Source organism: Erwinia aphidicola, assembly GCF_024169515.1.
GTDB lineage: Bacteria > Pseudomonadota > Gammaproteobacteria > Enterobacterales > Enterobacteriaceae > Erwinia > Erwinia aphidicola.
This window is the reverse complement of the sequence record NZ_JAMKCQ010000001.1, coordinates 524,582-548,225: the sequence shown is the minus strand read 5'-3', so window position 1 is coordinate 548,225 and position 23,644 is coordinate 524,582. Positions and strand designations below refer to the sequence as shown.

General features: G+C 55.1%; 26 protein-coding genes and 1 other RNA gene. 16 read left to right on the top strand and 11 right to left on the bottom strand.

Annotated elements, in window-relative coordinates; translation table 11 throughout:
- The first annotated feature begins 3 nt into the window (after positions 1-3).
- From J2Y91_RS02360 to J2Y91_RS02335, 6 genes are all read left to right on the top strand, one after another.
- Entirely contained in the window at positions 4-519 is a 516-nt protein-coding gene (locus tag J2Y91_RS02360; protein ID WP_253537000.1) for a tail fiber assembly protein, read from the top strand.
- Positions 509-1,234 carry a hypothetical protein gene (locus tag J2Y91_RS02355; RefSeq protein WP_253536998.1) on the top strand — a complete coding sequence of 242 codons (726 nt, stop codon included), beginning with the start codon at positions 509-511 and terminating at the stop codon, positions 1,232-1,234. Before J2Y91_RS02360 ends, J2Y91_RS02355 begins: the two co-directional genes overlap by 11 nt.
- On the top strand, positions 1,206-1,736 hold the full coding sequence (locus J2Y91_RS02350; protein ID WP_253536995.1) for a baseplate complex protein: 531 nt from the start codon (positions 1,206-1,208) through the stop codon (positions 1,734-1,736). The genes J2Y91_RS02355 and J2Y91_RS02350 overlap by 29 nt, the downstream gene beginning before the upstream one ends.
- Positions 1,737-1,738: 2 nt before the next feature.
- Entirely contained in the window at positions 1,739-3,415 is a 1,677-nt protein-coding gene (locus J2Y91_RS02345) for a phage baseplate assembly protein V (protein WP_253536992.1), read from the top strand.
- Positions 3,416-3,547: 132 nt separating this feature from the next.
- Entirely contained in the window at positions 3,548-3,859 is a 312-nt protein-coding gene (locus tag J2Y91_RS02340) for a hypothetical protein (RefSeq protein WP_253536989.1), read from the top strand.
- A gap of 128 nt (positions 3,860-3,987) precedes the next feature.
- Positions 3,988-4,272 carry a hypothetical protein gene (locus J2Y91_RS02335; protein ID WP_253536986.1) on the top strand — a complete coding sequence of 95 codons (285 nt, stop codon included), beginning with the start codon at positions 3,988-3,990 and terminating at the stop codon, positions 4,270-4,272.
- Here the strand turns inward: J2Y91_RS02335 and J2Y91_RS02330 are convergent.
- The 4 genes from J2Y91_RS02330 to smpB form a co-directional block, all read right to left on the bottom strand.
- Positions 4,269-5,057: a hypothetical protein gene (locus tag J2Y91_RS02330; protein WP_253536983.1), complete on the bottom strand. Its 789-nt coding sequence runs from the start codon at positions 5,055-5,057 to the stop codon at positions 4,269-4,271. The two genes, J2Y91_RS02335 and J2Y91_RS02330, sit on opposite strands and share 4 nt — an antisense overlap.
- Before the next feature lie 81 nt (positions 5,058-5,138).
- Positions 5,139-5,285 carry a hypothetical protein gene (locus J2Y91_RS02325; RefSeq protein WP_253536980.1) on the bottom strand — a complete coding sequence of 49 codons (147 nt, stop codon included), beginning with the start codon at positions 5,283-5,285 and terminating at the stop codon, positions 5,139-5,141.
- 211 nt (positions 5,286-5,496) lie between these two features.
- Positions 5,497-5,859: a transfer-messenger RNA gene (gene ssrA, locus J2Y91_RS02320) on the bottom strand.
- Positions 5,860-5,908: 49 nt separating this feature from the next.
- The gene (gene smpB / locus J2Y91_RS02315; RefSeq protein WP_048915053.1) at positions 5,909-6,391 is read right to left on the bottom strand and encodes an SsrA-binding protein SmpB; all 483 of its coding nucleotides are present in this window, start codon (positions 6,389-6,391) and stop codon (positions 5,909-5,911) included.
- A gap of 160 nt (positions 6,392-6,551) precedes the next feature.
- Here smpB and J2Y91_RS02310 point away from each other — a divergent pair, with 160 nt between their 5' ends.
- Together J2Y91_RS02310 and J2Y91_RS02305 are read left to right on the top strand one after the other, a co-directional pair.
- The gene (locus tag J2Y91_RS02310) at positions 6,552-6,986 is read left to right on the top strand and encodes a type II toxin-antitoxin system RatA family toxin (protein ID WP_253536977.1); all 435 of its coding nucleotides are present in this window, start codon (positions 6,552-6,554) and stop codon (positions 6,984-6,986) included.
- Positions 6,979-7,266 (top strand): RnfH family protein, encoded by a 288-nt coding sequence (locus tag J2Y91_RS02305; protein WP_099753938.1) that lies wholly within the window; start codon positions 6,979-6,981, stop codon positions 7,264-7,266. Before J2Y91_RS02310 ends, J2Y91_RS02305 begins: the two co-directional genes overlap by 8 nt.
- 70 nt (positions 7,267-7,336) lie before the next feature.
- On the opposite strand, the gene bamE is transcribed toward J2Y91_RS02305, so the two are convergent.
- The 3 genes from bamE to nadK all read right to left on the bottom strand — a co-directional run bounded on the left by bamE (position 7,337) and on the right by nadK (position 10,503).
- Entirely contained in the window at positions 7,337-7,684 is a 348-nt protein-coding gene (bamE, locus tag J2Y91_RS02300) for an outer membrane protein assembly factor BamE (protein WP_048915057.1), read from the bottom strand.
- Between the two features lie 190 nt (positions 7,685-7,874).
- Positions 7,875-9,536: a DNA repair protein RecN gene (gene recN / locus J2Y91_RS02295; RefSeq protein WP_253536974.1), complete on the bottom strand. Its 1,662-nt coding sequence runs from the start codon at positions 9,534-9,536 to the stop codon at positions 7,875-7,877.
- A gap of 88 nt (positions 9,537-9,624) precedes the next feature.
- The gene (nadK, locus tag J2Y91_RS02290; protein WP_133622979.1) at positions 9,625-10,503 is read right to left on the bottom strand and encodes an NAD(+) kinase; all 879 of its coding nucleotides are present in this window, start codon (positions 10,501-10,503) and stop codon (positions 9,625-9,627) included.
- Positions 10,504-10,626: 123 nt separating this feature from the next.
- On the opposite strand from nadK, the gene grpE reads away from it, so the two are divergent.
- Complete coding sequence (grpE, locus tag J2Y91_RS02285) at positions 10,627-11,208, top strand: nucleotide exchange factor GrpE (RefSeq protein WP_133622980.1); 582 nt, start codon at positions 10,627-10,629, stop codon at positions 11,206-11,208.
- Between the two features lie 80 nt (positions 11,209-11,288).
- On the opposite strand, the gene J2Y91_RS02280 is transcribed toward grpE, so the two are convergent.
- Both J2Y91_RS02280 and ung read right to left on the bottom strand, forming a co-directional pair.
- On the bottom strand, positions 11,289-12,854 hold the full coding sequence (locus tag J2Y91_RS02280) for a methyl-accepting chemotaxis protein (protein ID WP_133622981.1): 1,566 nt from the start codon (positions 12,852-12,854) through the stop codon (positions 11,289-11,291).
- A gap of 190 nt (positions 12,855-13,044) precedes the next feature.
- Entirely contained in the window at positions 13,045-13,728 is a 684-nt protein-coding gene (gene ung / locus J2Y91_RS02275) for a uracil-DNA glycosylase (RefSeq protein WP_133622982.1), read from the bottom strand.
- A 288-nt stretch (positions 13,729-14,016) separates the two neighbouring features.
- On the opposite strand from ung, the gene grcA reads away from it, so the two are divergent.
- Positions 14,017-14,400 carry an autonomous glycyl radical cofactor GrcA gene (gene grcA / locus J2Y91_RS02270; protein ID WP_048915062.1) on the top strand — a complete coding sequence of 128 codons (384 nt, stop codon included), beginning with the start codon at positions 14,017-14,019 and terminating at the stop codon, positions 14,398-14,400.
- A gap of 229 nt (positions 14,401-14,629) precedes the next feature.
- Here the strand turns inward: grcA and srmB are convergent, their stop codons facing one another.
- Positions 14,630-15,958 (bottom strand): ATP-dependent RNA helicase SrmB, encoded by a 1,329-nt coding sequence (gene srmB / locus J2Y91_RS02265; RefSeq protein WP_048915063.1) that lies wholly within the window; start codon positions 15,956-15,958, stop codon positions 14,630-14,632.
- A 132-nt stretch (positions 15,959-16,090) separates the two neighbouring features.
- Between srmB and trmN the strand changes: the two genes are divergently transcribed.
- Positions 16,091-16,828: a tRNA(1)(Val) (adenine(37)-N(6))-methyltransferase TrmN gene (trmN, locus tag J2Y91_RS02260; protein ID WP_133622983.1), complete on the top strand. Its 738-nt coding sequence runs from the start codon at positions 16,091-16,093 to the stop codon at positions 16,826-16,828.
- A 16-nt stretch (positions 16,829-16,844) separates the two neighbouring features.
- Here trmN and nadB read toward each other — a convergent pair whose 3' ends face one another.
- Positions 16,845-18,458, bottom strand: a complete 1,614-nt coding sequence (gene nadB / locus J2Y91_RS02255) for an L-aspartate oxidase (protein ID WP_253536971.1) — start codon at positions 18,456-18,458, stop codon at positions 16,845-16,847.
- Positions 18,459-18,930: 472 nt separating this feature from the next.
- Between nadB and rpoE the strand changes: the two genes are divergently transcribed.
- The 5 genes from rpoE (at position 18,931) to lepA (ending at position 23,644) form a co-directional block, all read left to right on the top strand.
- Complete coding sequence (rpoE, locus tag J2Y91_RS02250) at positions 18,931-19,506, top strand: RNA polymerase sigma factor RpoE (RefSeq protein ID WP_048915066.1); 576 nt, start codon at positions 18,931-18,933, stop codon at positions 19,504-19,506.
- A 30-nt stretch (positions 19,507-19,536) separates the two neighbouring features.
- Entirely contained in the window at positions 19,537-20,190 is a 654-nt protein-coding gene (gene rseA, locus J2Y91_RS02245) for an anti-sigma-E factor RseA (protein ID WP_253536968.1), read from the top strand.
- Entirely contained in the window at positions 20,190-21,146 is a 957-nt protein-coding gene (gene rseB / locus J2Y91_RS02240; protein WP_048915068.1) for a sigma-E factor regulatory protein RseB, read from the top strand. The genes rseA and rseB overlap by 1 nt, the downstream gene beginning before the upstream one ends.
- Positions 21,143-21,607 carry a SoxR-reducing system protein RseC gene (gene rseC / locus J2Y91_RS02235; protein WP_048915069.1) on the top strand — a complete coding sequence of 155 codons (465 nt, stop codon included), beginning with the start codon at positions 21,143-21,145 and terminating at the stop codon, positions 21,605-21,607. The genes rseB and rseC overlap by 4 nt, the downstream gene beginning before the upstream one ends.
- A gap of 237 nt (positions 21,608-21,844) precedes the next feature.
- Positions 21,845-23,644 carry a translation elongation factor 4 gene (lepA, locus tag J2Y91_RS02230; RefSeq protein WP_048915133.1) on the top strand — a complete coding sequence of 600 codons (1,800 nt, stop codon included), beginning with the start codon at positions 21,845-21,847 and terminating at the stop codon, positions 23,642-23,644.

Sequence of the window (23,644 nt, the reverse complement as noted above, 5' to 3'; positions counted from 1 at the left end):
GACATGAATACGACAAAATGGAAGCTGTATAAACCCGCTGATACAGATGAGAGCGTGCTGTATTTGCAGGATGAGAATGGGGCGGACTGGTACGAAAGTCAGAAGGATTTCGCGTCTAAGCGGGTAAAAGTTGTTTATGACGACAGCGGCGTTATCCGGGCATTTTCTTATGATGTGTCCGAGCTTTTTCCGCTCGATCTTTATGTGGCTGAGCTGGCACGCAAACCCGCTCAGCTCGCCATTGATGGTCGCTGGATTTTCGACGGTGAAAAAGCGTTAGAGCGCACACTGACGCAGGAAGAACAGCAGGCAGCTGCGGAAGCTGAAAAAGCGTCGTTAGCCAGAAAAGCCGCTGAAGCAATTGCGCCACTTCAGGATGCCGCTGATCTGGGTATCGCAACTGATGATGAAAGCGAGTTGCTTTTAGCCTGGAAGCGCTATCGGGTCATGCTGAACCGGGTCGACATCAGCCAGCAGGATAAAATCCAGTGGCCGGAGGTGCCTGCGTATGTGGCGTGAAGCGGTGCTTGCCTTTCCTGAAGATATGGCGGCGATCACCTGTTCCATTGTCCCCGCGCATCCGTGGGTGTACGGGCTGGGGCAGCAGACGGATAACGGCGCGTTTCTCAGCCCGGTAAACGCCGTCAACTGGCTGGCCGGAAAGCTGGCAAGTATGGGCGGCGATGCTGACCTGACGGTGTTCATGGTGTGCGGCGATTCCCATGATGCTTTCATGCAGTCGCTTGGCCTGCTAACCAGCGTATTTCCGGCCCCGGCGTTTACGCAGGTAGCGCGCCTGGCGCAGTCTTCCGCACTACTTAACACCGTAAAAATGCAGCTGCCCGCAAAGGGGCTAAACAGCCTGCCGCCCTCGCTGCCGCTTTCCGTGCCGACCAGCCGCGCCGCGATGAATGCCCTGCGCACCGCAAAGGCGCAACTGGAGGCCAGCGCGGGCAGCAGCATGGACGGTTTGAAAGCCCGACTGGGCGAGTTCGCCGCCGAACACGCCAGCCTGCTGGACAGCATCAGCGCGGGGCTTGAAGACCTGAAAGCCAAATCAGCCCCCGCCTGGGTGTTTTCGTCACGCGGCGATGTGGCCACTGCCGCCATCGAGCTGGTAAAAAATATCCCGCAGCCGTCTGCGATCTACACGGTGGCCATGATGTTTATCGGGGACGACCTGACGTCACTGGGAGGGATGATCCATGACATCGACAGCAACATTCGCCCTTGATGGCAAAGGCATTTTCCTGAAAAACATCCGGGTAACGATTTCCATGGCGTTTCAGGAAAAGGACCAGTCTGGCCAGACGTCAAGCACGGCCACTGCGGAGCAGGGCATCAAGGCAAAAGAGCTGCGCGTGTCCGGGCTGGTGCCGTTCAGTGAGCGCGATATGCTGAAGCAGATTTTTGAAATGGCCAGCGCACGCGACAAGGCCGGAAAGCTGAAGGTTTACCGCGTGGCGTGTATGGAGGCCCGTAGCGTAAATTTCCGTGAGGGGACTTTTACCGGGAATATTGACGCACCGCGACAGGATAAAGAAATGGCCTGGCTGGTGACGTTCACAATCAAAGAGCGCCTGAGCGTGGACGAGAAAAAGCAGGCCCGCGCCGCTGGCAAAATCAGCGCGACAAAACAGACGGCAGGCGGCAGCAGCTCAGCTGCGGAAGATGATGACAAAATGACGTGGTTCGAGCGCAAGGTGCTCAAACCCGTGAATGACTCGCTGGGGTAGGGATGAAACCAATCAAAAAGCTGTGGCTGTCCGGTGATGCGGTTCACCTGGTAGATGTGAATATCGTGCTGGAGCTGAACGGCTGCGGGCGGGGGTTTATTACCGCAGAAACCGCACAGGACTACACCGGGAAGGTGGTCCGGCTTGATGTGGGGTACACGGATAAAGTGCTGCGCTGGTTTACGGGTTACGTTGAGCGCAGCCAGCCCGCAGAAAACGGCTACCAGCGGCTTTTCGTGCGCGAGCTGGTCGGGATTTTTGATCGCAGCTGGCCGTGCTCGTTTCAGCATCCCACGCTGCGCCAGATTGCTGGCTGGTTGACGGAAAACAGCGGGCTGACGGTCAGCGTGGCCAGCGCCTCATATGCTGATAAGCCGATCCCGCACTTTACCCATTCGGGGACGGGCTTCCAGCTGCTGGCCAGTCTGGGCGCGGCGTTCGGCGTCACCGATTATCAGTGGTATCAGCTGCCGGACGGGGACGTGTGGCTGGGCGCGGCAGAGCACGCCCTGTTTGCCGGAAAACCCGTGGACGTTCCGGCAGAGTTCGCCAGCAGCGCCACGGGCGGCAATGCCATGACCATCCCGGTGGTGCAGAGCATCCGCCCCGGCGTGGAGCTGAACGGCCAGCGGCTGACGCGGGTCAGACTGCACAATGACGAGCTGGAAATTACATGGGCTTCGCGCAGTCAGGTGACGGGCAGGGCATCCCAAAAATCGCCAGTTCAGCGCCAGATCGAGGTTGCTTACCCTGAGCTGGCTTCCGGCCTGCATCTGCCAAAGTTTGCGCGGGTTGAAGCGCCTGCCGAGTCGGTCAGCAGTGGCGATTTTGCCGATCCGTTCCGGCCACGATACGCCGTGGATTTGCAGCTGCTGGATGCGGACGGCAACCCGGACGGCAGCACGCCGCTTTATTCAGCCGTGCCGCTTCCTGTCCCTATGGCGGGCAATGATTCCGGCATGTTCCAGTTTCCGCCAGCCGGGACGCTGGTCGAAATTGGCTTTACCGGAGGCAGGCCGGATAAGCCCTTTGTCCGGCAGACCATGGCGCAGGGCAACAGCCTGCCGGACATAAAGCCGGGCGAGCAGCTACAGCAGCAGCGGGAGGAAGTTTCGCAGCGCATCACCCAGGGCGGTGACTGGGTGCGCAAAACGGACCAGGCGATCACTGAGTCTTCAATGTCGCGCAGCATCGAGGCCGACGACGAGACCCGCACCCTTATAGCGCGGGAAACCACGGTTAAGGCCACGGACAAAACTACCGTAGTGGGTAAGAGCACGCTGCTGGCCGGAGCTATTGAATGTGTCACGCTGGGCGATTATGCGCAGGCGGTACAGGGTAACCGTGTGGCCACTGTATCGGGCGACTGCAAAGCCAGCATCGCGGGAGGCAGTACCAGCGATGTGGCAGGCGACCTGATGGAAAAAATCGGGGGCATACGCAGCAGCATCGCCGCCGCGCAGCAGCAGGTGATTGCGCCCGTTGTCTGGGTAGGTAGTCAGCAGATTAACGTGATGCAGCTGATGCTGGATACCCTCGATGTGGTCAGGCAGCTGGCGCAGCTGACGGCAGCCCATACGCACCCGGACACGGGACAGCCGACGAACGCGGCAGCCATCGCGCAGACGGGCAGTCAGGCCGATAAACTGAAAACAAAATACAGGCCGGTAATCGGCTGATCCCCGCCAGAAACTCAGCCCGCCCAGTGCGGGCTTTTTTACGCCCATACCCCAGAGCCACCAGAACGCGCACAGCGAGGCGCGGCAGCGTGGCGGCGTCCGTATCAAACCAAAAAGGATTAACGCAGCAGCGTGGCGCACAGCCCGCCACAGCCTGACAAAATAAACGGGTCGGAGACAAAAACGGCACTACACCGCACCCGCCTGCCGTTTTTGGATCTAAAAGTTTTTTCAGTTTCATATTTCTACAAACCACACCGCCAGCCCGCGCCGCCGCTGGGCCTTTGCGGAAAAACCCAAACTGAAAAGATTGAAAAGGATTTCAGCATTTTTCAGTTTTCTGGATCATTAAAGGATCGCTTAAAAATCGTAAGCATCAGATATGAAAGGGTTTTGCATATATTGCGTCAAATTCCCGGATCGTTAATGGGATCGTTAGCGTAATGGCTGAGAATGAAAAACTCAGGTGCGGCGCGGCTTTGCGGTGTGAGTGGTTTCACGGGGTGACTGAAATTACCGAAATGAATATACTGTAATTATATACAGTTTTTATATTCACAGAGGGCAGAACTATGAGACGCATAACCATCAATGGGGCTGTTTTTATGTTTATGGCCAGAGGTGAAAAGCTGACTGAAGCGGATACGCTGCCGCGCAACGGCGTACCGGATGGGCGATACGTCATATGGCCACGCGGCGATCAGTGGGATGTACGGTATTTGGTGATTGGCAGCGGGGAAAATGAGTGGCGGTGCATTGCTGTTAAGCCATTTCCTGATGAGAGTACAGCATGGCAAGCGGCGTTTGAGCATTTAGAAAATAAAAATGAAGGCAAGAAGCCTTCATTGCTATATTAGTATACAGTTTTAGTGATTTTATCAACTCCGATAATAAAATCATTAACTTCATCTTTCGTTGGTTCACGTTCTTTTTTGTGATCACAAAGATTACGGATATCACCCAAATGTTGAATAAAACGCCACGTGGGCGTATCGATCACTTCATTGTCTTTCAATGATTGGTTGTAATCAGAAATTCCCGGATTAGCTTTGCGTAATTTAATTTCATGCAATGAACAAATATGAGATAAGTGCTTCTCAAGTATTACACCAGTAACCGCCCCTGCTGCTCGTACGAACCCTTTTTTATTAAGTTCACGCGAGGTGTCGAGTTCTGAATCAAAAATATCAGCCTGTACAATATCTTTGATGTCGAATAGAACACTAGTGAATCGTTCTCTTGCAGAGGATAAGATTTTATATTGTATCTCCATCTTAGACACTGCATCAGCTGGAGTACGGATTCTTTCGCCTAGTCCGTTCGTGGTTTCTAATTGAAGAATATAATCGGTAATTGAGTAGTTTGAGTAACTAATGCTTTTTCTTTTCGGATCACCTTTATATAAGTATTCAAATTCTGATAATCTTTCTTTAATTAGTTGAGATACTACTCGATAGGACTTAGTGTACCAGCTTTGGTATTCGAGTCTGAAATTTACTATCTCGTAGCCATTCTCTTTTAATTTAAGGACAAACTCATCATCAACTTTATCACATTCTTTGAGCATGGAGAAATATAGAACACGACCCATTCTATCGAGTTCATCCAACTCTTTTTTTAATTTTTCAAACTGTGTAGCCATGTAACATCCTTTTAAAATAAGATAGTTTAAGCTAAGAGGTTGGGGTGGCCTAACTTTCGTTAGGCCGGACTTGTTACGCTATCATTTACGCAGAAATGCTACAAGTAAAGCACTAATAGGAATAACGAGTACTGGGTGTAGTCCAATATTCGCTAATGCCATGATTAAGCCACTCATAGCATAAATGCGTTTTGAAAGCAGATCTGAGCCCTTTTCGAAAGTATTCATCGAAACTCCTAGAGGTTGCCTTAATGGGGCACTCAAATCCGTAGCACTTTCTTAAATTTCAGTTGAACGGCTGCTACGACCCAACTGTATGCCTGATAAGGCCAGCATTACTTAACAGCGACATAACAAACTAAAATTGCTAGTCTGTCGCCAATTTGCCGCCACTTCAATAGAAAAAGGGCTACGCTGGAACGTAACCCTTTGTTTTATTTGGTGGAGCTGGGGGGATTTGAACCCCCGTCCAGAATTACTACACCGTCGGCACTACATGCTTAGTCAGTCTTTACATTCGCCGGCCAGCTGCGGACAGACACGCCACTGACAAACTAGCCTGATTAGTTTTAGTGCTTCAACCCCAGGCCGGGTATCCACACGAGTTCTTTTGGGTTTGACTTCTCTTGATCCCCGTCTTAAGAACGGAAGCTAGGGAGAGAAGGCTCTAAGCAGGGTATTAAGCTGCTAGTGCGTAGTTTTCGTCGTTTGCGACTATTTTTTTGCGGCTTTTAACGAGGCAAACCGCCCCTCGGCATGCTCCTAGGGCTACGCAAATCCTGTCGAATCCAGAATCAGCCCCAAGTACTGTTTCGCAGTATATCAGAAAAACCTGTCGCTGTACCAGTAGGTTAGCGATTAGCGTGTTTCATGATACGCGCTTTGTCTAATTTCCACTCACGATCTTTGATGTCATCGCGCTTGTCGTGCTCGCGCTTACCTTTTGCCAGGCCGATTTTCAGCTTAGCCCAGGCGTTTTTCCAGTACATCGACAGCGCAATAATGGTGTAACCATCACGGTTAACTTTACCAATCAGCGTGTCGAGCTCGCGTTTTTTCAGCAGCAGCTTGCGGCTGCGCGTCGGGTCGCAGACATAATGCGTAGAGGCGACGCTCAAAGGCTGGAAAGTTGACCCGAACAGGTAAGCTTCGCCATCGCGCAGCATGATGTAGCTGTCGCTGATGTTGGCCTTACCGGCGCGGAGAGTTTTGACTTCCCATCCCTGGAGCGAAAGCCCGGCTTCGAACTCTTCTTCGATGAAGTATTCATGGCGGGCGCGCTTGTTCATGGCAATGGTAGCGGAACCGGGTTTATGTGCTTTTTTCTTTGTCATAGTGCCACTTAGTTTACATGAAGCCGTGATTAATGGCATCCCCTGTAACGTTACCAGCGGGGTAAACGGGTATTCTAGCAGATGCCCGGCCGGAGAGAATTTTTGTTTGATTGCTGGCAATGGTATTATTGATAAGTTCTAGAAATTGACAGGAATCGTTATGTCCCAGATTAGTCGTTCCGCGCTGGTGCCGTACAGTGCTGAGCAGATGTACCGCTTAGTTAACGACGTTGACAGCTATCCGCAGTTTTTACCGGGCTGCACCGGTAGCCGGGTGCTGGACGCCAGCGATGACCAGATGACCGCTTCAGTTGACGTCTCCAAAGCCGGTATCAGTAAAACCTTCGTCACCCGCAATACGCTGACCGATAATCAAAGTATCCATATGCAGCTGGTTGATGGCCCGTTCCGTAAGCTGACCGGCGGCTGGCGTTTTACTGCGCTGAGCGAAGAGGCCTGCAAGGTTGAGCTCAATCTGGACTTTGAGTTCACCAACATGCTGGTTGAGCTGGCATTTGGCCGCATCTTTAAAGAGCTGGCCAGCAGCATGGTGCAGGCGTTTACCCAGCGGGCGAAAGAGGTCTACAGTGCCTGATATCGTGGTGGAAGTGGCGTATGCACTGCCGGACAAGCAGTATCTTTACAGCGTTAAAGTGCCGGAAGGCAGCAGCGTAGAGCAAGCGATCATCGCCTCAGGCCTGCTGGAGATACGCAGCGACATCAGTTTGCAGCAGAACAAGGTGGGGATTTTCAGCCGCCCGGTGAAGCTGCAGGATGAAGTGCAAAGCGGTGACCGCATCGAAATCTATCGGCCGCTGATTGCCGACCCGAAAGATCTGCGCCGCCAGCGGGCGGAGCGGGCAGCAAAAAAATAAGGCGCATTGAGCGCCTTATTTTTTTATGGGCCGACCGGAAAAGAGGGGCGGCCACGGCATGAACAGACGATTAACCTTCGTTTTTGCTCAGTGCAGGTTTGTTATCAATGTTGGTCAGCGTGCCGTTCTGATCAAACGTCAGGGTCAGCGTCTGCTGTTTCACCGGCTCATGGCCTGGCTCCTGACGGAATACGTAATACCACACGTTTTTACCAAACGGGTCGTGCATCATCGGCGTGCCCAGCGTGTACGCAACCTGCTGTTGGGTCATGCCAGTATGGATTTTGGCGACGTCATTGGCGACCAGGTAGTTGCCCTGGTTGATATCCGGGCGGTAAACCACTCGCTCCAGAGTGGAACATCCAGCGGTCATCATCAGAAGAACCACCGCGGCAGCAGTCAGCGTTTTACAGCGCATAATCAATGTTTATTCCTTTGTGGCTATATTCGTATCCCCGGACTCCCTGAAACAAGCCGCTCCAGGACATGGGTCTATCAGTGTGCAACTACGATACCAGTGTAAGCTGCCGATGATAATAAACCTTTCCGCAGTTTAAAACCTCTGCGAAGCAACGATATGACCACAATCCGGTAAAAAAGTGCAATGGTCAGGCGGCTAAAAGCTCTTTGGCGTTCGCCAGCGTGTTGCGCGTGACCTCGCTGCCGCCCAGTAAACGTGCTAGTTCCTGCAGGCGGGCGCGCTTGTCCAGCGGCTGCATATGCGTTTCGGTCATCGCGCCGTCGGTCTCTTTACTGACGTAGAAATGCTGATGACCACAGCCCGCAACCTGCGGCAGGTGCGTCACGCACATCACCTGAGTGGATTCACCCAGCTGGCGCAGCATTTTACCCACCACCGCAGCAGTTGGCCCGCTGATACCCACGTCCACCTCATCGAAAATCAGCGCCGGCGTATCCATTTTACGTGCGGTAATCACCTGGATAGCCAGCGCGATGCGCGACAGCTCACCGCCCGATGCCACTTTGCCCAGCGGCTGAACCGGCTGGCCAGGGTTGGTGCTGACGCGGAAATCGATACGGTCCGCGCCTTCTGCCGTCAGGTGGTCCGGGTTGAACTGAATTTCAATGCTGAAGCGGCCGTGCGGCATCGACAGCGTGTGCATGCTGTCGGTGATCAGCCCGCTCAGCTCGTTGGCGAAATGAGTGCGGCGTGCGTGCAGCTGCTGTGCGCAGCTCAGGGCAGCAGCATAGTGCACGCTGACGGCTTCGCTCAGCTCGTCCTGGTCGCTCTCCTGCTGGTCAAGCAGCTGCTGTTCTGCCAGCAGCTGCTGATGAAATACGGGCAGCTCTTCCGGGGCGAGGTGATGCTTGCGCGCCAGGCTAATCTGGCGCGACAGGCGCTGCTCCAGCTCGTGCAGGCGGTTAGGATCAAGGTCGAGGCGGTCACAGTAGTGGCGCAGCTCATCGCTGGCCTCACTGATCTGGATCGCGGCCTCTTCCAGCATGACAGACACGCCGCTCAGCTTGTCGTCCATCTCCATCAGCTCGGTCATCAGCTGGCGCGCGGTATACAGCTGGCTTTGCAGGTTGTTCTCTTCGCCATCGGCCAGCATCAGCAGGGCTTGCTGGCTGGTCGAGAGCAGCTGCCCGCTGTTTGCCAGGCGCTTATACTCTTCATCGATCTGCTCATATTCGCCGCTGACCGGCGCAAACTCGTTCAGCTCTTTCAGCTGATACTGCAGCAGCTCACGACGCGCTTCACGCTCCTGCGCCAGCTGCTGATGCTGCGCCAGCGCGCGGCAGCTCTGATGCCACTGACGGTAGTGCTGCGCCATGTTTTGCATCAGCAGAGGCTCACCGGCGTAGGCATCCAGCAGCGTTTTCTGGTGTTCAGGCTTGAGCAGCAGCTGATGGGCGTGCTGGCCGTGGATCTGGATAAGCGCTTGGCCGAGGTCACGCAGCTGGGAGAGCGGCACCGCAGTGCCGTTGATAAAGCCGCGTGAGCGACCGTCGCTGCTGATCACGCGGCGCAGCAGGCACTCGTTACCGTCATCCAGCTGGTTGTCCGTCAGCCAGCGCTGCGCGGAAGGGGTATCTTTGAGGGAGAAGCGCGCGCAGATATCGGCCCGCGCTGCCCCCTGGCGCACCATATCAGCCTCGGCACGACCACCCAGACACAAACCCAGCGCGTCAATGGCGATGGATTTACCCGCACCGGTTTCCCCGGTGATAGCCGTCATTCCGCGCTGAAAGTCGATCTCAAGCTCGCGAACAATCGCGAAGTTACTGATGGTCAGTTGTGCCAGCATAATTGTCTTTCCTGTATGAAAACACAGATATGGTTTTTCATACAGTATATACTGGTTTTATAAACAGTAAACTCAGGCAGCACGCTTTTTAGAATAATTTTTTTGACCAGCCGAGCTTTGAGCTTAGCGTGTTGAAATAATTATAATTTTTCGGGTGGATCAGGTTCAGGTGATAATCGCTGCGGCGGATTAGTACATCTTCTCCCTGCTGGATAGGCAGCGCTATCTGGCTGTCGCAGCTGATCTCCAGGTCGCCGCGCATATGGGAAAAACGCAGGCGGATGGTGCTGCTGCTGTTGATCACTAATGGGCGGGCCGACAGGGTATGCGGGAACATCGGCACCAGCACAATGGCATCCAGCGACGGGGTGAGGATTGGCCCGCCGGCCGAGAGGGAATAGGCGGTGGAACCGGTCGGCGTGGAGATGATCAGGCCGTCCGACCGCTGCGAGAACGCAAAGTTCTCGTCAATATAGACCTCGAATTCGATCATATGCGCCACTTTGCCCGGGTGCAGCACCACTTCGTTTATCGCCGTGCCAATGCGCGGCGTGCCGGACTGGCGGCAAACCTGGGCTTCCAGCAGGAAGCGGCTCTCAGCGAAGTATTCCCCTTCCAGCACGTCGGCCAGCTGCTGCTGCGCATTATCCGGGTCAAGGTCGGTGAGAAAACCCAGGTTGCCGCGGTTGATACCGATCACTTTGATGTCATAGCGCGCCAGTACTCTCGCCGCACCCAGCATATTGCCATCACCGCCGACCACCACCGCCAAATCGGCCTTGCGGCCAATCTCCGCCAGCGTTCCGGTCAGGACGCCATCCAGTTTCAACTCGCGCGCGATCTGCTGCTCAATAATGACCTGATAGCCTTTCCCGGTCAGCCAGCGATACAGCATTTCATGGGTGCTGAGTGCGGTGGGGTGGCGTGGATGGCCGACGATCCCGATGCAGTTGAAGTGGGTATTCATGTTACTGGCATTCCTTACGAGGTAAACTGCCCCGACAATGTGACTGGTTCCCTTGAAACCGCGATTCTGATCCCCATAATAAGCGAACCAGCGAGATGAATATGCACAAACGCGGAGAAATTCATGAGTAGTAAAGAACAGAACACACCAAACGAGCAAGTTTCAGACGAAATCGAGATGGAGCAGGCACAAAACCAGGACGCGGAAACAGCAGAAGTGGTGGATCCGCGTGATGAGCGTATTGCTGAACTGGAAGCACAGCTGGCCGACTCTCTGGGTGGCGTGCGCGATGCGCAGCTGCGTGCTCAGGCAGAGATCGAAAACATCCGTCGCCGTGCCGAACTGGATGTGGAAAAAGCGCACAAATTTGCGCTGGAAAAATTCGCCAACGAGCTGCTGCCAGTGATCGACAGCCTGGAGCGCGCGCTGGAAGTGGCCGATAAAGAGAACCTGGAACTGGCTTCGATGATTGAAGGCATCGACCTGACCATGAAGTCACTGCTGGGTGCGGTACGTAAGTTTGGCGTGGAAGTGGTTGGCGACACCAATGTGCCGTTCAACCCGGAAGTGCATCAGGCGATGTCGATGATGGAGTCTGAAGAGGTCGCACCAAACCACGTGCTGATGGTGATGCAGCGCGGTTATACCCTGAACGGTCGCCTGCTGCGCCCGGCGATGGTTGCCGTCGCCAAAGCCAAAGCTTAATGCCTGCACGGGGCGACCTTTTCCCCGGTCGCTCCTGCAGTATCCAAATAGCCGCCTTGTGCGGCTATTTTTATGCGCGCTTACTGGAAAGCAGGTTCGTTAACCTTAAATGCGCGGATCGCGACCGACAGCTGATCTGCCTGCTCCTGCATCGACTGCGCGGCCGCGGCTGACTCGTTGACCAGCGCGGCGTTCTGCTGGGTCACCTGGTCCATCTGGGTGATCGCCATGTTAATCTCATCAATACCGCTGCTCTGTTCGGCGCTGGCAATCGAGATTTCGCCAATAATCTGCGTCACGCTTTTCACGCTGGAGAGCACTTCATCCATGGTGGAACCTGCTTTCGCCACCTGTTTGCCACCCTCATCAACTTTACTCACCGAGTCCTGAATCAGCTGCGCGATCTCTTTCGCGGCGGAAGCCGAGCGCTGCGCCAGGCTGCGTACTTCGGAGGCAACAACGGCAAAACCGCGCCCCTGCTCGCCAGCGCGTGCGGCTTCAACGGCGGCGTTCAGCGCCAGGATATTGGTCTGGAAGGCAATGCCGTCAATCACGCTGATGATATCGACGATTTTTTTCGACGATCCGTTAATCATCTCCATGGTGCTGACCACCTGTTTCACCGCATCGCCGCTCTGCAAGGCAACCTGTGAAGCCTGTGCGGCCAGCTGGTTGGCCTGGCGTGCGTTGTCGGCGTTCTGCTTCACCGTTGAGGTGATCTGTTCCATTGCCGAAGCGGTCTCTTCCAGCGAGCTGGCCTGCTGCTCGGTACGGGCAGAGAGGTCCATATTGCCCGCCGAAATTTCGCTGGAGGCACTGGCAATCAGGTCGGTGCCGGAGCGCACTTCATAGACAATTTTCTGCAGATTTTCATTCATGTTCTTCAGCGCCTGCATCAGCTGGCCGGTTTCGTCCGTTGAGGTGACATGAATGGCGCTGCGCAGATCGCCCGCCGCGACATTTTCGGCAATTTTCACCGCTTCACGCAGCGGGCGTACGATAGAACGGGTGAGGAAATAGCCCAGCAGCACCGCCGCAATCATTGCCAGCGCGGAGAAGATCAGCGTGATCTTTATCGCCGTTGAGCCATCCTTCACCGCCTTAACGCCTTCGGCCTGCAGCTGTCCAGACTGCGAGTCGGCAAAGGCCACCACGATATCAAGGAAGGCATTCTGGGTGGAGGTGATTTTACGCAGCACCACTTCGGTAGCATTGGTGATATCCCGCGCACGGATCAGATCCAGCAGATCCTGTTTATCCTGCTCGAACAGGGCAGCGGCCGCTTTCACATCCTTGATCTTCTTAATGCCGACTGGCGTGGTTTGCAGCTGGGCAATTTTTTCAATCGCCGCATTGGTTTTGGCGGTTGCCGCATTCAGCTGAGCAAAACGCTTATCGTTAGCACCCGGGTTGGCGGCGTCCAGCACCATTCCGCGTAGAAACTTGATCTGGTCGTTAACGCCGTCGCGCACGTCAAACGACAGGCGGACTTTGGTGTAGCGGTCGCTGATGATGCTGTCGATGGAATGATTAATGTTGCTGGTCTTAATAATTGCGGTAGCGCTGACGATGATCAAAAGCAGGATCACCAGGCCAAATGCAGCACCCAGCCGCACGCCTACTTTCATATTCTTTAGCGATGACATTGATTTACCCCTAAGTTGGTTCGAGCCAGAAAGGGAGCATTTTTATGCTCCTCGACTTCGAACCCATCGGCAGGTGAGGGCAAAACTTGATAAGAAGTTGTGATGGAATTCGCAGTTAAGCGTGTGGAAATGTAAGTGATTCAGCAGGGAAATTATTTTTCAGGGGGCGGCTTCCCCCTGATCTTACGAGTTATTCAGCCGGTAACTGCGGTGCCCAGTCAATCGGCGTTTCGCCATGCTCGCTCAGCCACTGATTAGTTTTGGAAAAGTGGGCGCTGCCAAAAAAGCCGCGATGCGCGGAGAGCGGGGAAGGGTGCGGCGCCTGCAGGACATGGTGGCGCTGGCGGTCAATAATGCTGCCTTTCTTCTGCGCGTGCGAGCCCCACAGCAGAAAGACCACGCCTTCGCGATGCTGGTTAATGGCGGCAATAACGTTATCGGTAAAGGTTTCCCAGCCGAATTTGGCGTGCGAATGCGCCTGGCTGGCTTCCACCGTCAGCACGGTGTTCAGCAGCATCACCCCCTGCAGTGCCCAACTTTCAAGGAAGCCGTGATTCGGGCGCTGGAAGCCGGGAATATCCGTCACCAGCTCTTTATACATATTGACCAGCGAAGGGGGCACTGCGACCCCCGGCAGTACGGAAAAGGCCAGTCCATGCGCCTGGTTGGGGCCGTGATAAGGGTCCTGACCCAGAATAACCACTTTTACCGCGCCCAGTTCGGTGAGGCGAAAAGCGTTAAAAACATCTTTCTGCGGGGGATAGACGGTTTTGCCAGCCGCACGCTCTGCCGCTACCCGGGCCAGCGTCTCCTTAAAGTAAGGTTTCTCTTTTTCCTCAGCCAGCACATCGTGCCAGGTCATGGTATTGACCATTACCGTCTCCTTAACGTCATCAAAGGGCGTAGCTTAACGCGCTTTCCCACGGGGTGACACTTAAAAAATAATTGAATTTTTACACGAATTGAAGAAATTATTATCCGGCTAAAATTGATATAAAACAGAAAGTTGCTCAATCACCCAGCGAGTGTGCCAGCGATGGCTTGATTTGCATCAAAGAGGCCTTATTCGCAGGCTGGTATACAGATCCCAGTCAATTACGGGTTTATCCATCAACCTGGCGCTGAGCTTCTCTTCAGCGCCCATTGCCTGGGAGGCAACAACATGATTACCGGAATTCAAATTACTCAAGCAACCAATAATGCCCTGCTGAACTCTTTCTGGCTGCTGGACAGCGACAAAGCGGAAGCACGCTGCGTTTGTGCTAAAGCCGGCTACAGCGAAGATCAGGTGGTACCGGTCAGCGATCTCGGTGAAATCGAATATCGTGAAATCCCGCTGGAGGTGAAACCGCAGGTGCGCGTGGAGGGCGGTCAGCATCTGAACGTCAACGTCCTGAGCCGTGAAACGCTGGAAGAGGCGGTGAAGCACCCGGAGAAATATCCGCAGCTGACCATTCGCGTTTCCGGTTATGCCGTGCGTTTTAACTCTTTGACGCCAGAACAGCAGCGTGACGTGATTACGCGTACCTTTACTGAAAGCCTTTAAGCATTAACAGCCGTCGGTAAATAAGCGGATGGCGAATATCGCGCCATCCGCTTATTTTGTCTACGTAACTGATAATATGCGGTTTTTAGGCCTGATTTTTTGCTGAGAGACTGTTGAGGTTGAGTTTTTTTGCGGGCTGGACGAAATTCTCTGCGCTAAGGTCCATTTCTGCTCGCGATCGGCGAATAAAAAACCGCCCCTGGAGGCGGTTTTTTGTTATGCAGTGTGATTATTCCGCACTGTCAGTTTTCGCCGCGCTTGGCTTGCGGCGCTTACCGATATTTTTGGTGTCGCGATGGCGCTCTTTGACGCGCGGTTTCTCTTCAGCCTTCTCTTTTTCTTTCTGCTGCTTACGCTTTTCCAGCACTTTCTTCGACGGTTTGCCTTTCAGCTTCTCATTCGGCGCGCGGGTGGTCGGGCGCAGCTCATCAATGGTACGCGCTTTCAGCGGCTCTTTGATGTAGCGGCTGATGCGGCCCAGCAGCATGTTGTCGTGGGCTTCTACCAGGGAGATGGCGATGCCTTTTTTGCCTGCACGCCCGGTACGGCCAATACGATGCAGGTAGGTATCTGCGGTGACCGGCATATCGAAGTTGAACACGTGGCTGACATCGTCGATGTCGATGCCGCGTGCAGCGATATCGGTGGCCACCAGTACGTTAACGCGGCCTTCAACCACGCGTTTGATCGCTTCGTTACGCTTGGCCTGCACCAGTTCCCCCTCCAGGTAACTGGTGTTGATGCCCGCTTCACGCAGCCAGCCGCACAGCTCGTGCACACGCTCGCGCTTGCGCACGAACACCACGGCACGGGTCACTTCCGGCTGCTTCATCAGGTGGATCAGCAGTGCGGTTTTGTGTTTGATATGGTCAGCGCGGTAGTACCACTGCTGGATTTTTTTACGCTCGCGGCGTGCCGGATCGGCTTCAATCTCGATCGGCTCGTTCAGAATGCGTTCTGCGAAGTCTTTGATCGCTTCGCCTTCCAGCGTAGCGGAGAACAGTAACGTCTGTTTGCGCCAGCGGGTTTCGGCGGCGATAGTTTCGATATCCTGCGCGAAGCCCATGTCCAGCATGCGGTCGGCTTCATCCAGCACCAGCGTTTCTACCGCGCGGCAGTCGAAGTTTTCTTCTTTAATATACTGAAGCAGGCGGCCGGTGGTGGCGACCACGATATCCTGGTTTTCACTGAAAACTTCGGCGTGGTTCATAAACGCCACGCCGCCGGTGATGGTGGCGATATCAAGGTGGGTATGTTTCGCCATCTCACGCGCCTGGTCTGCAACCTGCATCGCCAGTTCCCGGGTCGGGGTCAGGATCAAAATGCGCGGCGGGCCGGACTTCTTACGTGGGAAGTCGAGCAAATGTTGTAGCGCGGGCAGCAGGTAGGCCGCAGTCTTGCCTGTACCGGTTGGTGCCGAACCCAGAACGTCGCGACCCTCCAGTGCAGCCGGAATAGCTTCTGCCTGAATGGCAGTAGGGCGCGTGTAGCCTTTCTCCTGCAGGGCTTGCAGTAGGCTCTCGTCAAGTTCGAGTTCGGAAAAAGTGGTTACAGTCATGGTCTACCTCAGTTTGGGGCGCTGATTATAGACAGATTGAGCGCGATCTTCATCTGTTTGTGTCGAGTTAATGACTTTTCCTTCATCGCGGATTGTCCTATGCTAGCGCCGTTTCCCTTTCAGGTCAGTCAAATGTCACAACAGAAAGCCATTCTTCGCGCCAACGGATTTACCTTCAAGCAGTTTTTTGTTGCTCACGATCGCTGTGCGATGAAGGTCGGCACCGATGGCGTGCTGCTGGGCGCCTGGGCGCCGGTGGCGAACGTTACGCGCGCGCTGGATATCGGCAGCGGCAGTGGTTTAATTGCCCTGATGCTGGCGCAGAGAACCGCTGAAAACGTCGAAATTGATGCGGTGGAACTGGATGAAGCGGCAGCCGGGCAGGCCAAAGAAAATGTCGCAGCATCGCCGTGGCCCGGCAGAGTGCATGTGCACCAGGCGGATATTGTTAGCTGGAGCGAACGCTGCGTGCAGCGCTATTCGCTGATTGTCAGCAATCCTCCCTATTTTGCGCCGGGATCGGAGTGCGCCAGCCCGCAGCGGGCTTCCGCGCGCTACACCGCCAGCCTGACGCACGATGTATTGCTGAAGTGTGCTGAGGATCTGATCGCTGAAGAGGGGTTTTTCTGCGTCGTCCTGCCGGAAGCAGCCGGGAGTAAGCTGGTGGAGCTGGCGCTGCAGCGCGGCTGGCATCTGCGTTTTCGCACCGACGTGTCTGATAACGAGACGCGGCCACCAAACCGCGTGCTGCTGGCGCTCTCCCCGCAAGCGGGTGAACAACTGCTGGACCGGATGACGATTCGCGGGCCAGACCAGCAGTACTCTGAAGCGCACTGTAGCCTGACCCGCGATTTCTATTTATTCCGCTAAAGAAAGGTTCCACTAATTAATCGTTCAGCTGCGGCTGCAGAATGGTCGGCAGCGCTTCATCCAGCGCTTCCGGATAGTCCAGCGTGTAGTGCAGCCCGCGGCTCTCCTTGCGCGCCATCGCGCAGCGCACCATCAGTTCGGAGACCTGAACCAGGTTACGCAGCTCCAGCAGATTGTTGGAGATGCGGAAATTGGCGTAATATTCGTCAATCTCCTGCTGCAGCGTGTTGATGCGGCGCAGGGCGCGCTCAAGGCGTTTAGTGGTGCGCACAATACCGACGTAATCCCACATAAACAGCCGCAGCTCGTGCCAGTTATGCTGGATCACCACGCGCTCGTCCGAATCATCGACCCGGCTTTCATCCCACGCAGGTAACCCCGCCACCATCGGCACGTCCGGCAGGCGACGATGGATATCCCCGGCGGCTGACCAGCCGTACACCAGGCACTCCAGCAGCGAGTTTGAGGCCAGGCGGTTAGCGCCGTGCAGGCCGGTGTAGCTGACCTCACCAATAGCATACAGGCCGCTGAGATCGGTGCGGCCCTGCCGATCGACCATCACGCCGCCGCAGGTGTAGTGCGCCGCAGGCACAATCGGGATCGGCTGCTTCGTCAGGTCAAAGCCGAGCGTCAGCAGCTTTTCGTAAATGGTGGGGAAATGGGCGCGGATAAATTCCGGCGGCTGGTGGCTGATGTCCAGATACATGCAGTCAGCGCCGAGCCGCTTCATCTCATGGTCAATCGCCCGCGCCACGATATCACGTGGGGCCAGCTCGCCGCGCGCATCGAAGTCAGGCATAAAGCGCGTGCCGTCAGGGCGTTTGAGTACGGCCCCTTCACCGCGCAGCGCTTCGGTCAGCAGAAAGTTGCGTGCATCCGGGTGGAACAGGCAGGTTGGGTGGAACTGATTAAATTCAAGGTTGGCGACGCGACAGCCTGCACGCCAGGCCATCGCGATACCATCACCGGAGGCGACGTCCGGGTTGGTGGTGTATTGATAGACTTTCGCCGCGCCGCCGGTTGCCAGCACCACGGCGCGGGCGCGGCAGGTTTCCACCGCTTCACGCTTGCGGTTCCAGATATAGGCGCCCACCACGCGGCGCTCGCCCGGTAGCCCGATTTTATCGGAAACAATCAGGTCAACGGCGTTACTGCGTTCAATCAGCTTAATATTCGGATGGCTCAGCGCCTGGCTGACCAGCGTCGTTTCCACGGCTTTGCCGGTGGCGTCGGCGCTGTGCAGGATGCGGCGGTGGCTGTGGCCGCCTTCACGCGTCAGGTGGTAGGGCTGTTCATGGTTGGCCGGGGTGTCTTTATCAAACAGCACGCCGTTGTCGATCAGCCACTGCACGCAGTGACGGGCGTTGCTGGCGATAAAGGAGACGGCCTCACGTTCGCACAGGCCGCCGCCGGCAATCAGGGTGTCTTCCACGTGTGATTCGATGCTGTCAGTTTCATCAAACACCGCGGCAATACCGCCCTGAGCATAAAACGTGGAGCCTTCACTGACCGGGCCTTTGCTCAGCACGGTGACCTGATGTTTTTCGGCCAGCCGTAACGCCAGCGAAAGGCCCGCTGCGCCGCTGCCAATAATCAACACGTCACAGCTATAATCGGAAGAGAGAGTCATGGTGTTTAATTTACTAAACAGGTTGTTTGCTGAGCATAGCACTCAAATTAACCAGGCAAAAAGGCTTTTTATCGACCACGCTCGAGAGTGGGAGCCAAATCAAATAGTGCTCGTCACAAAAACGACATCTTTTTGAAAAATTCGCGTAAGAGGGCGTTTAATATTACGAACGTTCACTTATTGTCGTGATTATAGGGTGAAAACTGAGGCTCCTTGCGGTACTCTGCGACGGCTGTTGGGCTCCTGAGCTTCACTGTTTCAGGAACAAAGAGAGGCAGTGGCCGACAAATCCGTAAGAATGCATAAAAAAGCGTGCTGATTTGTCCTGTCCCCCGGCGGCTACACAAAAATAATGGCGTAATGGAACTTTCCTGATGATGACGACTCAAACCGCATGCTTGCTCAAAAAGATTGAGTTATTGCTGGAAGTGCGATTACGCGTGAAGACAGATTTGGGGAGAATTTACCTCGGATGAGCGAGCAGTTAACGGATCAGGTTCTCGTAGAGCGTGTACAGAAAGGAGACCAGAAGTCATTCAACTTACTGGTAGTTCGCTATCAGCATAAAGTGGCGAGCCTGGTTTCCCGCTATGTGCCCTCCGGAGACGTGCCTGACGTAGTGCAGGAGTCGTTTATTAAGGCCTATCGTGCGCTGGAATCTTTTCGGGGCGACAGTGCTTTCTATACCTGGCTCTATCGTATTGCCGTCAATACGGCCAAAAATTACCTGGTTGCTCAGGGGCGCCGCCCGCCGTCTACCGATGTGGACGCGATCGATGCAGAAAATTTCGAAAGTGCGGGAGCTCTGAAAGAAATATCGAACCCTGAGAACTTAATGTTGTCAGAAGAGTTGCGACAAATCGTTTTTCGTACCATCGAGACGTTACCCGAAGACTTGCGCATGGCTATCACCCTGCGTGAACTCGATGGCCTGAGCTATGAAGAGATAGCCGTGATCATGGATTGCCCGGTAGGGACTGTTCGCTCCCGTATTTTCCGCGCCCGTGAAGCTATCGATAATAAAATTCAACCGCTTATCCAACGCTAGCGATAGCGGACACAGGAAGGGTATTGAGGTATGCAGAAAGAACAACTTTCCGCTCTGATGGACGGTGAAACGCTGGATAATGAAGCCATTTCCGCGTTGTCTAAAGACGTTGTGCTGCAGAAAAACTGGGAAAGCTATCACCTGATTCGCGACACATTGCGCGGTGATGTTCCTCAGCTGCTCGATTTTGATATCTCCGCGCGCGTTATGGCGGCGATTGAGAACGAGCCAGCGCAGAAAGTCACTCCTCTGATTGTTGAAGCACAGCCTAAACCTGAACAGGCTGCCGTGATGCCGTGCTGGGCAAAAGTGCGCCCGTGGGCAGCTCAGATTACTCAGGTTGGCGTCGCCGCTTGCGTTTCTTTGGCCGTGATTGTCGGCGTGCAGCAGTACAATAAACCGGTGGTCGGTCAGTCTTCCGACGCCCCGGTGTTTAACACGCTGCCGATGATGGGGCAGGCTTCCCAGGTTAGCCTGGGTGTGCCCGCAGACAACGCGAACACTAACAATAGCAACGCTAACCAGCAGGTTCAGGACCAGCGCCGCCGCGTGAATGCGCTGCTGCAGGACTATGAACTGCAACGCCGTCTGCATGCTGAACAGCTGCAGTTTGAGCAAAGCCCCGATCAGCAGGCTGCTGCTCAGGTTCCAGGTAACCAGTCGTTAGGAATGCAATCGCAGTAATGAAGCAGCTTTGGTGTGCAGTCAGCCTTATGGCTGGCAGCCTGATGTACTCCTCTGTCGCCCCGGCCGCGCAAACGCCGTCCGGGGCACTATTGCAACAGATGGAGCAGGCCAGCCAGTCTCTCAGTTACGAACTTGCCTATATCAATGTCTCCCGCATGGGCATTGAATCGCTTCGCTACCGTCATACCGTTATCGACAACAAAGTCTTTGCCCAGCTGTTGCAGATGGATGGGCCGCGCCGTGAGATTATCCAGCGCGGCAATGAGGTCAGCTATTTTGAAGCGGGGCTGGAACCGTTCACCATGACCGGGGATCACATTGTTGATTCGTTGCCGGCGCTGGTGTATGCCGATTTTCAGCAGCTTGCCGCGACCTATGATTTTGTCTCCGTTGGCCGCACGCGCATTGCCGACCAGCTGTGCGAAGTGATCCGCATCGTGCCGCGTGATGGTACGCGCTACGGTTACATTGTCTGGCTGGACAGCGACACTAAGCTGCCGCTGCGGGTTGACCTGATGGACCGCGACGGCGAGACGCTGGAACAGTACCGCGTGGTCAGCTTCGCGGTGGATGACGGCGTACGTAAGATTATGCAGGGCCTGGAAACCGCTAAGCTGCCGCCGGTGCTTTCGGTACCTACCAGCGGTGCGGTGACCTTCAACTGGAAAGCTGGCTGGCTGCCCGCCGGAATGAAAGAGATCGCCCAGAGCCGCCGCCAGCTACCTTCGCTTGATCGCCCGGTGGAATCCCGGCTCTACTCCGATGGTCTGTTCAGTTTTTCCATCAACGTGACGATGGCGGATAAAAGCAGTTCGCCACAGCAGTTGCGCACTGGGCGTCGTACGGTGCAGACTGAAGTGCGTAATAATGCGGAAATTACGGTAGTGGGCGAACTGCCTCCTGCCACCGCTAAACGTATTGCTGACAGCGTGACGATGGGTAAAACACCATGATGAGAGAATGGGCGACGGTGGTCTCGTGGCAGAATGGTATTGCCACACTGCACTCCGAAATGAAAACTTCCTGCAGCAGCTGCTCTGCCCGCAAGGGGTGTGGCAGCCATATGCTGAACAAGCTGGGGCCAAAAAATGCGCACGTGATGAAAATCACCAGCGTCGAGCCGCTGCAGCCGGGCCAGCGTATTGAATTAGGCATTGCCGAAACCAGCCTGCTGAGTTCGGCATTTCTGGTTTATATGACGCCGCTTATCGGTTTATTCGTCCTGGCCGGCGTCTTCCAGATGCTGTTCCACAGCGATCTGGCCGCGGCCAGCGGCGCGCTGCTGGGCGGCGTGGGCGGTTTTATTATTGCAAAAGGTATCTCCAGCATTCTGGGCCGTTCAGCCTCTTTCCAGCCGGTGATCCTCAGCGTTGCACTGCCTCCTGACGCGCTGCACGTCACTACCGATGCCTGACTGGCCTCGAATCTGGCGGCGGGTTTATCCTGCCGTCAGCCCCGTTCCACGCTGGTTCAAATCTTATTTCCTCGTTGATATGCCTTTGCGTGCACTATTGCCTGCCTGCGAAGATTCCACCCCTTTGATATGTAGTGTAGAATGCTGCCTTTCGGGCCAGTGTCCGCCTGTGATATCACGCTCTCCTGCTTCGCATCGCGAGAGTTCCAGAATTTGTAAGGCAGAAAAATCTCAATAATGAAGCACATAAGAAACTTTTCTATCATCGCCCACATCGACCACGGTAAATCCACGCTCTCTGACCGTCTGATCCAGATTTGCGGCGGGTTAACCGAACGCGAAATGGCTGCGCAGGTTCTGGATTCCATGGATTTAGAGCGTGAGCGCGGCATCACCATTAAAGCGCAGAGCGTGACGCTCGATTACCATTCACCCGATGGTAAAACTTACCAGCTCAATTTTATCGACACTCCGGGACACGTTGACTTCTCCTATGAAGTTTCGCGCTCGCTGGCGGCCTGTGAAGGTGCATTGCTGGTGGTGGATGCCGGGCAGGGCGTAGAAGCTCAGACCCTGGCAAACTGCTACACCGCGATGGAAATGGATCTGGAAGTCGTACCTGTACTGAACAAAATTGACCTGCCGGCGGCCGATCCGGATCGCGTGGCGCAGGAGATTGAAGATATTGTCGGCATTGATGCCACTGATGCGGTGCGCTGTTCAGCGAAAACCGGTATCGGCGTGCCTGACGTGCTCGAGCGCCTGGTGCGCGACATTCCACCGCCGGAAGGTGACCCGGAAGCCCCGCTGCAGGCGCTGATCATCGACTCCTGGTTCGACAACTACCTTGGCGTCGTCTCGCTTGTGCGTATCAAAAACGGCACCATGCGTAAAGGCGACAAAATTAAGGTGATGAGCACCGGTCAGGTTTATAACGCTGACCGTCTGGGTATCTTCACGCCGAAGCGCGTTGATACCGACGTGCTGAACTGTGGTGAAGTAGGCTGGCTGGTATGTGCTATCAAGGACATTCTTGGCGCTCCGGTCGGGGATACTCTGACCCAGTCACGTAACCCCGCTGACAAAGCATTGCCAGGCTTTAAAAAAGTGAAGCCGCAGGTTTACGCCGGTCTGTTCCCCATCAGCTCTGACGACTATGAAGCCTTCCGTGATGCGCTTGGCAAGCTGAGCCTGAACGATGCTTCCCTGTTCTATGAGCCGGAAAGCTCTACCGCGCTGGGCTTTGGCTTCCGCTGTGGCTTCCTGGGTCTGTTGCACATGGAGATCATCCAGGAACGTCTGGAGCGTGAGTACGATCTCGAGCTGATCACCACGGCACCTACCGTGGTTTACGAAGTGGTGACCACCGACAACCAGATCATCTATGTGGACAGCCCGGGTAAACTGCCGCCGCTGAACAACATTGAAGAGCTGCGCGAGCCCATCGCCGAGTGTCACATGCTGCTGCCGCAGGAGTTCCTCGGCAACGTCATTACGCTCTGTATCGAGAAGCGCGGCGTGCAGACCAACATGGTTTACCACGGTAACCAGGTTGCGCTGACCTATGAAATCCCGATGGCGGAAGTGGTACTCGACTTCTTCGACCGTCTGAAGTCAACGTCCCGTGGCTACGCGTCGCTGGACTACAACTTCAAACGCTTCCAGGCGTCCAACATGGTGCGCGTTGATGTTCTGATTAACTCCGAGCGCGTCGATGCGCTGGCGCTGATCACCCACAACGACAACGCGCCGTACCGCGGCCGCGAGCTGGTCGAGAAAATGAAAGACCTGATCCCGCGTCAGCAGTTCGACATCGCGATTCAGGCGGCCATTGGCAACCACATTATTGCCCGTTCAACGGTGAAACAGCTGCGTAAAAACGTGCTGGCTAAGTGCTATGGCGGTGACGTCAGCCGTAAGAAAAAGCTGCTGCAGAAACAGAAAGACGGTAAGAAACGTATGAAGCAGGTGGGTAACGTTGAGTTGCCGCAGGAAGCGTTCCTGGCCATTCTGCACGTAGGTAAAGACAGCAAATAA

Coding starts and splice junctions, on each gene's coding strand:
- J2Y91_RS02360 (WP_253537000.1), top strand. CDS start 4: ATGAATACGACAAAATGGAAGCTGTATAAACCCGCTGATACAGATGAG.
- J2Y91_RS02355 (WP_253536998.1), top strand. CDS start 509: ATGTGGCGTGAAGCGGTGCTTGCCTTTCCTGAAGATATGGCGGCGATC.
- J2Y91_RS02350 (WP_253536995.1), top strand. CDS start 1,206: ATGACATCGACAGCAACATTCGCCCTTGATGGCAAAGGCATTTTCCTG.
- J2Y91_RS02345 (WP_253536992.1), top strand. CDS start 1,739: ATGAAACCAATCAAAAAGCTGTGGCTGTCCGGTGATGCGGTTCACCTG.
- J2Y91_RS02335 (WP_253536986.1), top strand. CDS start 3,988: ATGAGACGCATAACCATCAATGGGGCTGTTTTTATGTTTATGGCCAGA.
- J2Y91_RS02330 (WP_253536983.1), bottom strand. CDS start 5,057: ATGGCTACACAGTTTGAAAAATTAAAAAAAGAGTTGGATGAACTCGAT.
- J2Y91_RS02325 (WP_253536980.1), bottom strand. CDS start 5,285: ATGAATACTTTCGAAAAGGGCTCAGATCTGCTTTCAAAACGCATTTAT.
- smpB (WP_048915053.1), bottom strand. CDS start 6,391: ATGACAAAGAAAAAAGCACATAAACCCGGTTCCGCTACCATTGCCATG.
- J2Y91_RS02310 (WP_253536977.1), top strand. CDS start 6,552: ATGTCCCAGATTAGTCGTTCCGCGCTGGTGCCGTACAGTGCTGAGCAG.
- bamE (WP_048915057.1), bottom strand. CDS start 7,684: ATGCGCTGTAAAACGCTGACTGCTGCCGCGGTGGTTCTTCTGATGATG.
- recN (WP_253536974.1), bottom strand. CDS start 9,536: ATGCTGGCACAACTGACCATCAGTAACTTCGCGATTGTTCGCGAGCTT.
- nadK (WP_133622979.1), bottom strand. CDS start 10,503: ATGAATACCCACTTCAACTGCATCGGGATCGTCGGCCATCCACGCCAC.
- grpE (WP_133622980.1), top strand. CDS start 10,627: ATGAGTAGTAAAGAACAGAACACACCAAACGAGCAAGTTTCAGACGAA.
- J2Y91_RS02280 (WP_133622981.1), bottom strand. CDS start 12,854: ATGTCATCGCTAAAGAATATGAAAGTAGGCGTGCGGCTGGGTGCTGCA.
- ung (WP_133622982.1), bottom strand. CDS start 13,728: ATGGTCAATACCATGACCTGGCACGATGTGCTGGCTGAGGAAAAAGAG.
- grcA (WP_048915062.1), top strand. CDS start 14,017: ATGATTACCGGAATTCAAATTACTCAAGCAACCAATAATGCCCTGCTG.
- srmB (WP_048915063.1), bottom strand. CDS start 15,958: ATGACTGTAACCACTTTTTCCGAACTCGAACTTGACGAGAGCCTACTG.
- trmN (WP_133622983.1), top strand. CDS start 16,091: ATGTCACAACAGAAAGCCATTCTTCGCGCCAACGGATTTACCTTCAAG.
- nadB (WP_253536971.1), bottom strand. CDS start 18,458: ATGACTCTCTCTTCCGATTATAGCTGTGACGTGTTGATTATTGGCAGC.
- rpoE (WP_048915066.1), top strand. CDS start 18,931: ATGAGCGAGCAGTTAACGGATCAGGTTCTCGTAGAGCGTGTACAGAAA.
- rseA (WP_253536968.1), top strand. CDS start 19,537: ATGCAGAAAGAACAACTTTCCGCTCTGATGGACGGTGAAACGCTGGAT.
- rseB (WP_048915068.1), top strand. CDS start 20,190: ATGAAGCAGCTTTGGTGTGCAGTCAGCCTTATGGCTGGCAGCCTGATG.
- rseC (WP_048915069.1), top strand. CDS start 21,143: ATGATGAGAGAATGGGCGACGGTGGTCTCGTGGCAGAATGGTATTGCC.
- lepA (WP_048915133.1), top strand. CDS start 21,845: ATGAAGCACATAAGAAACTTTTCTATCATCGCCCACATCGACCACGGT.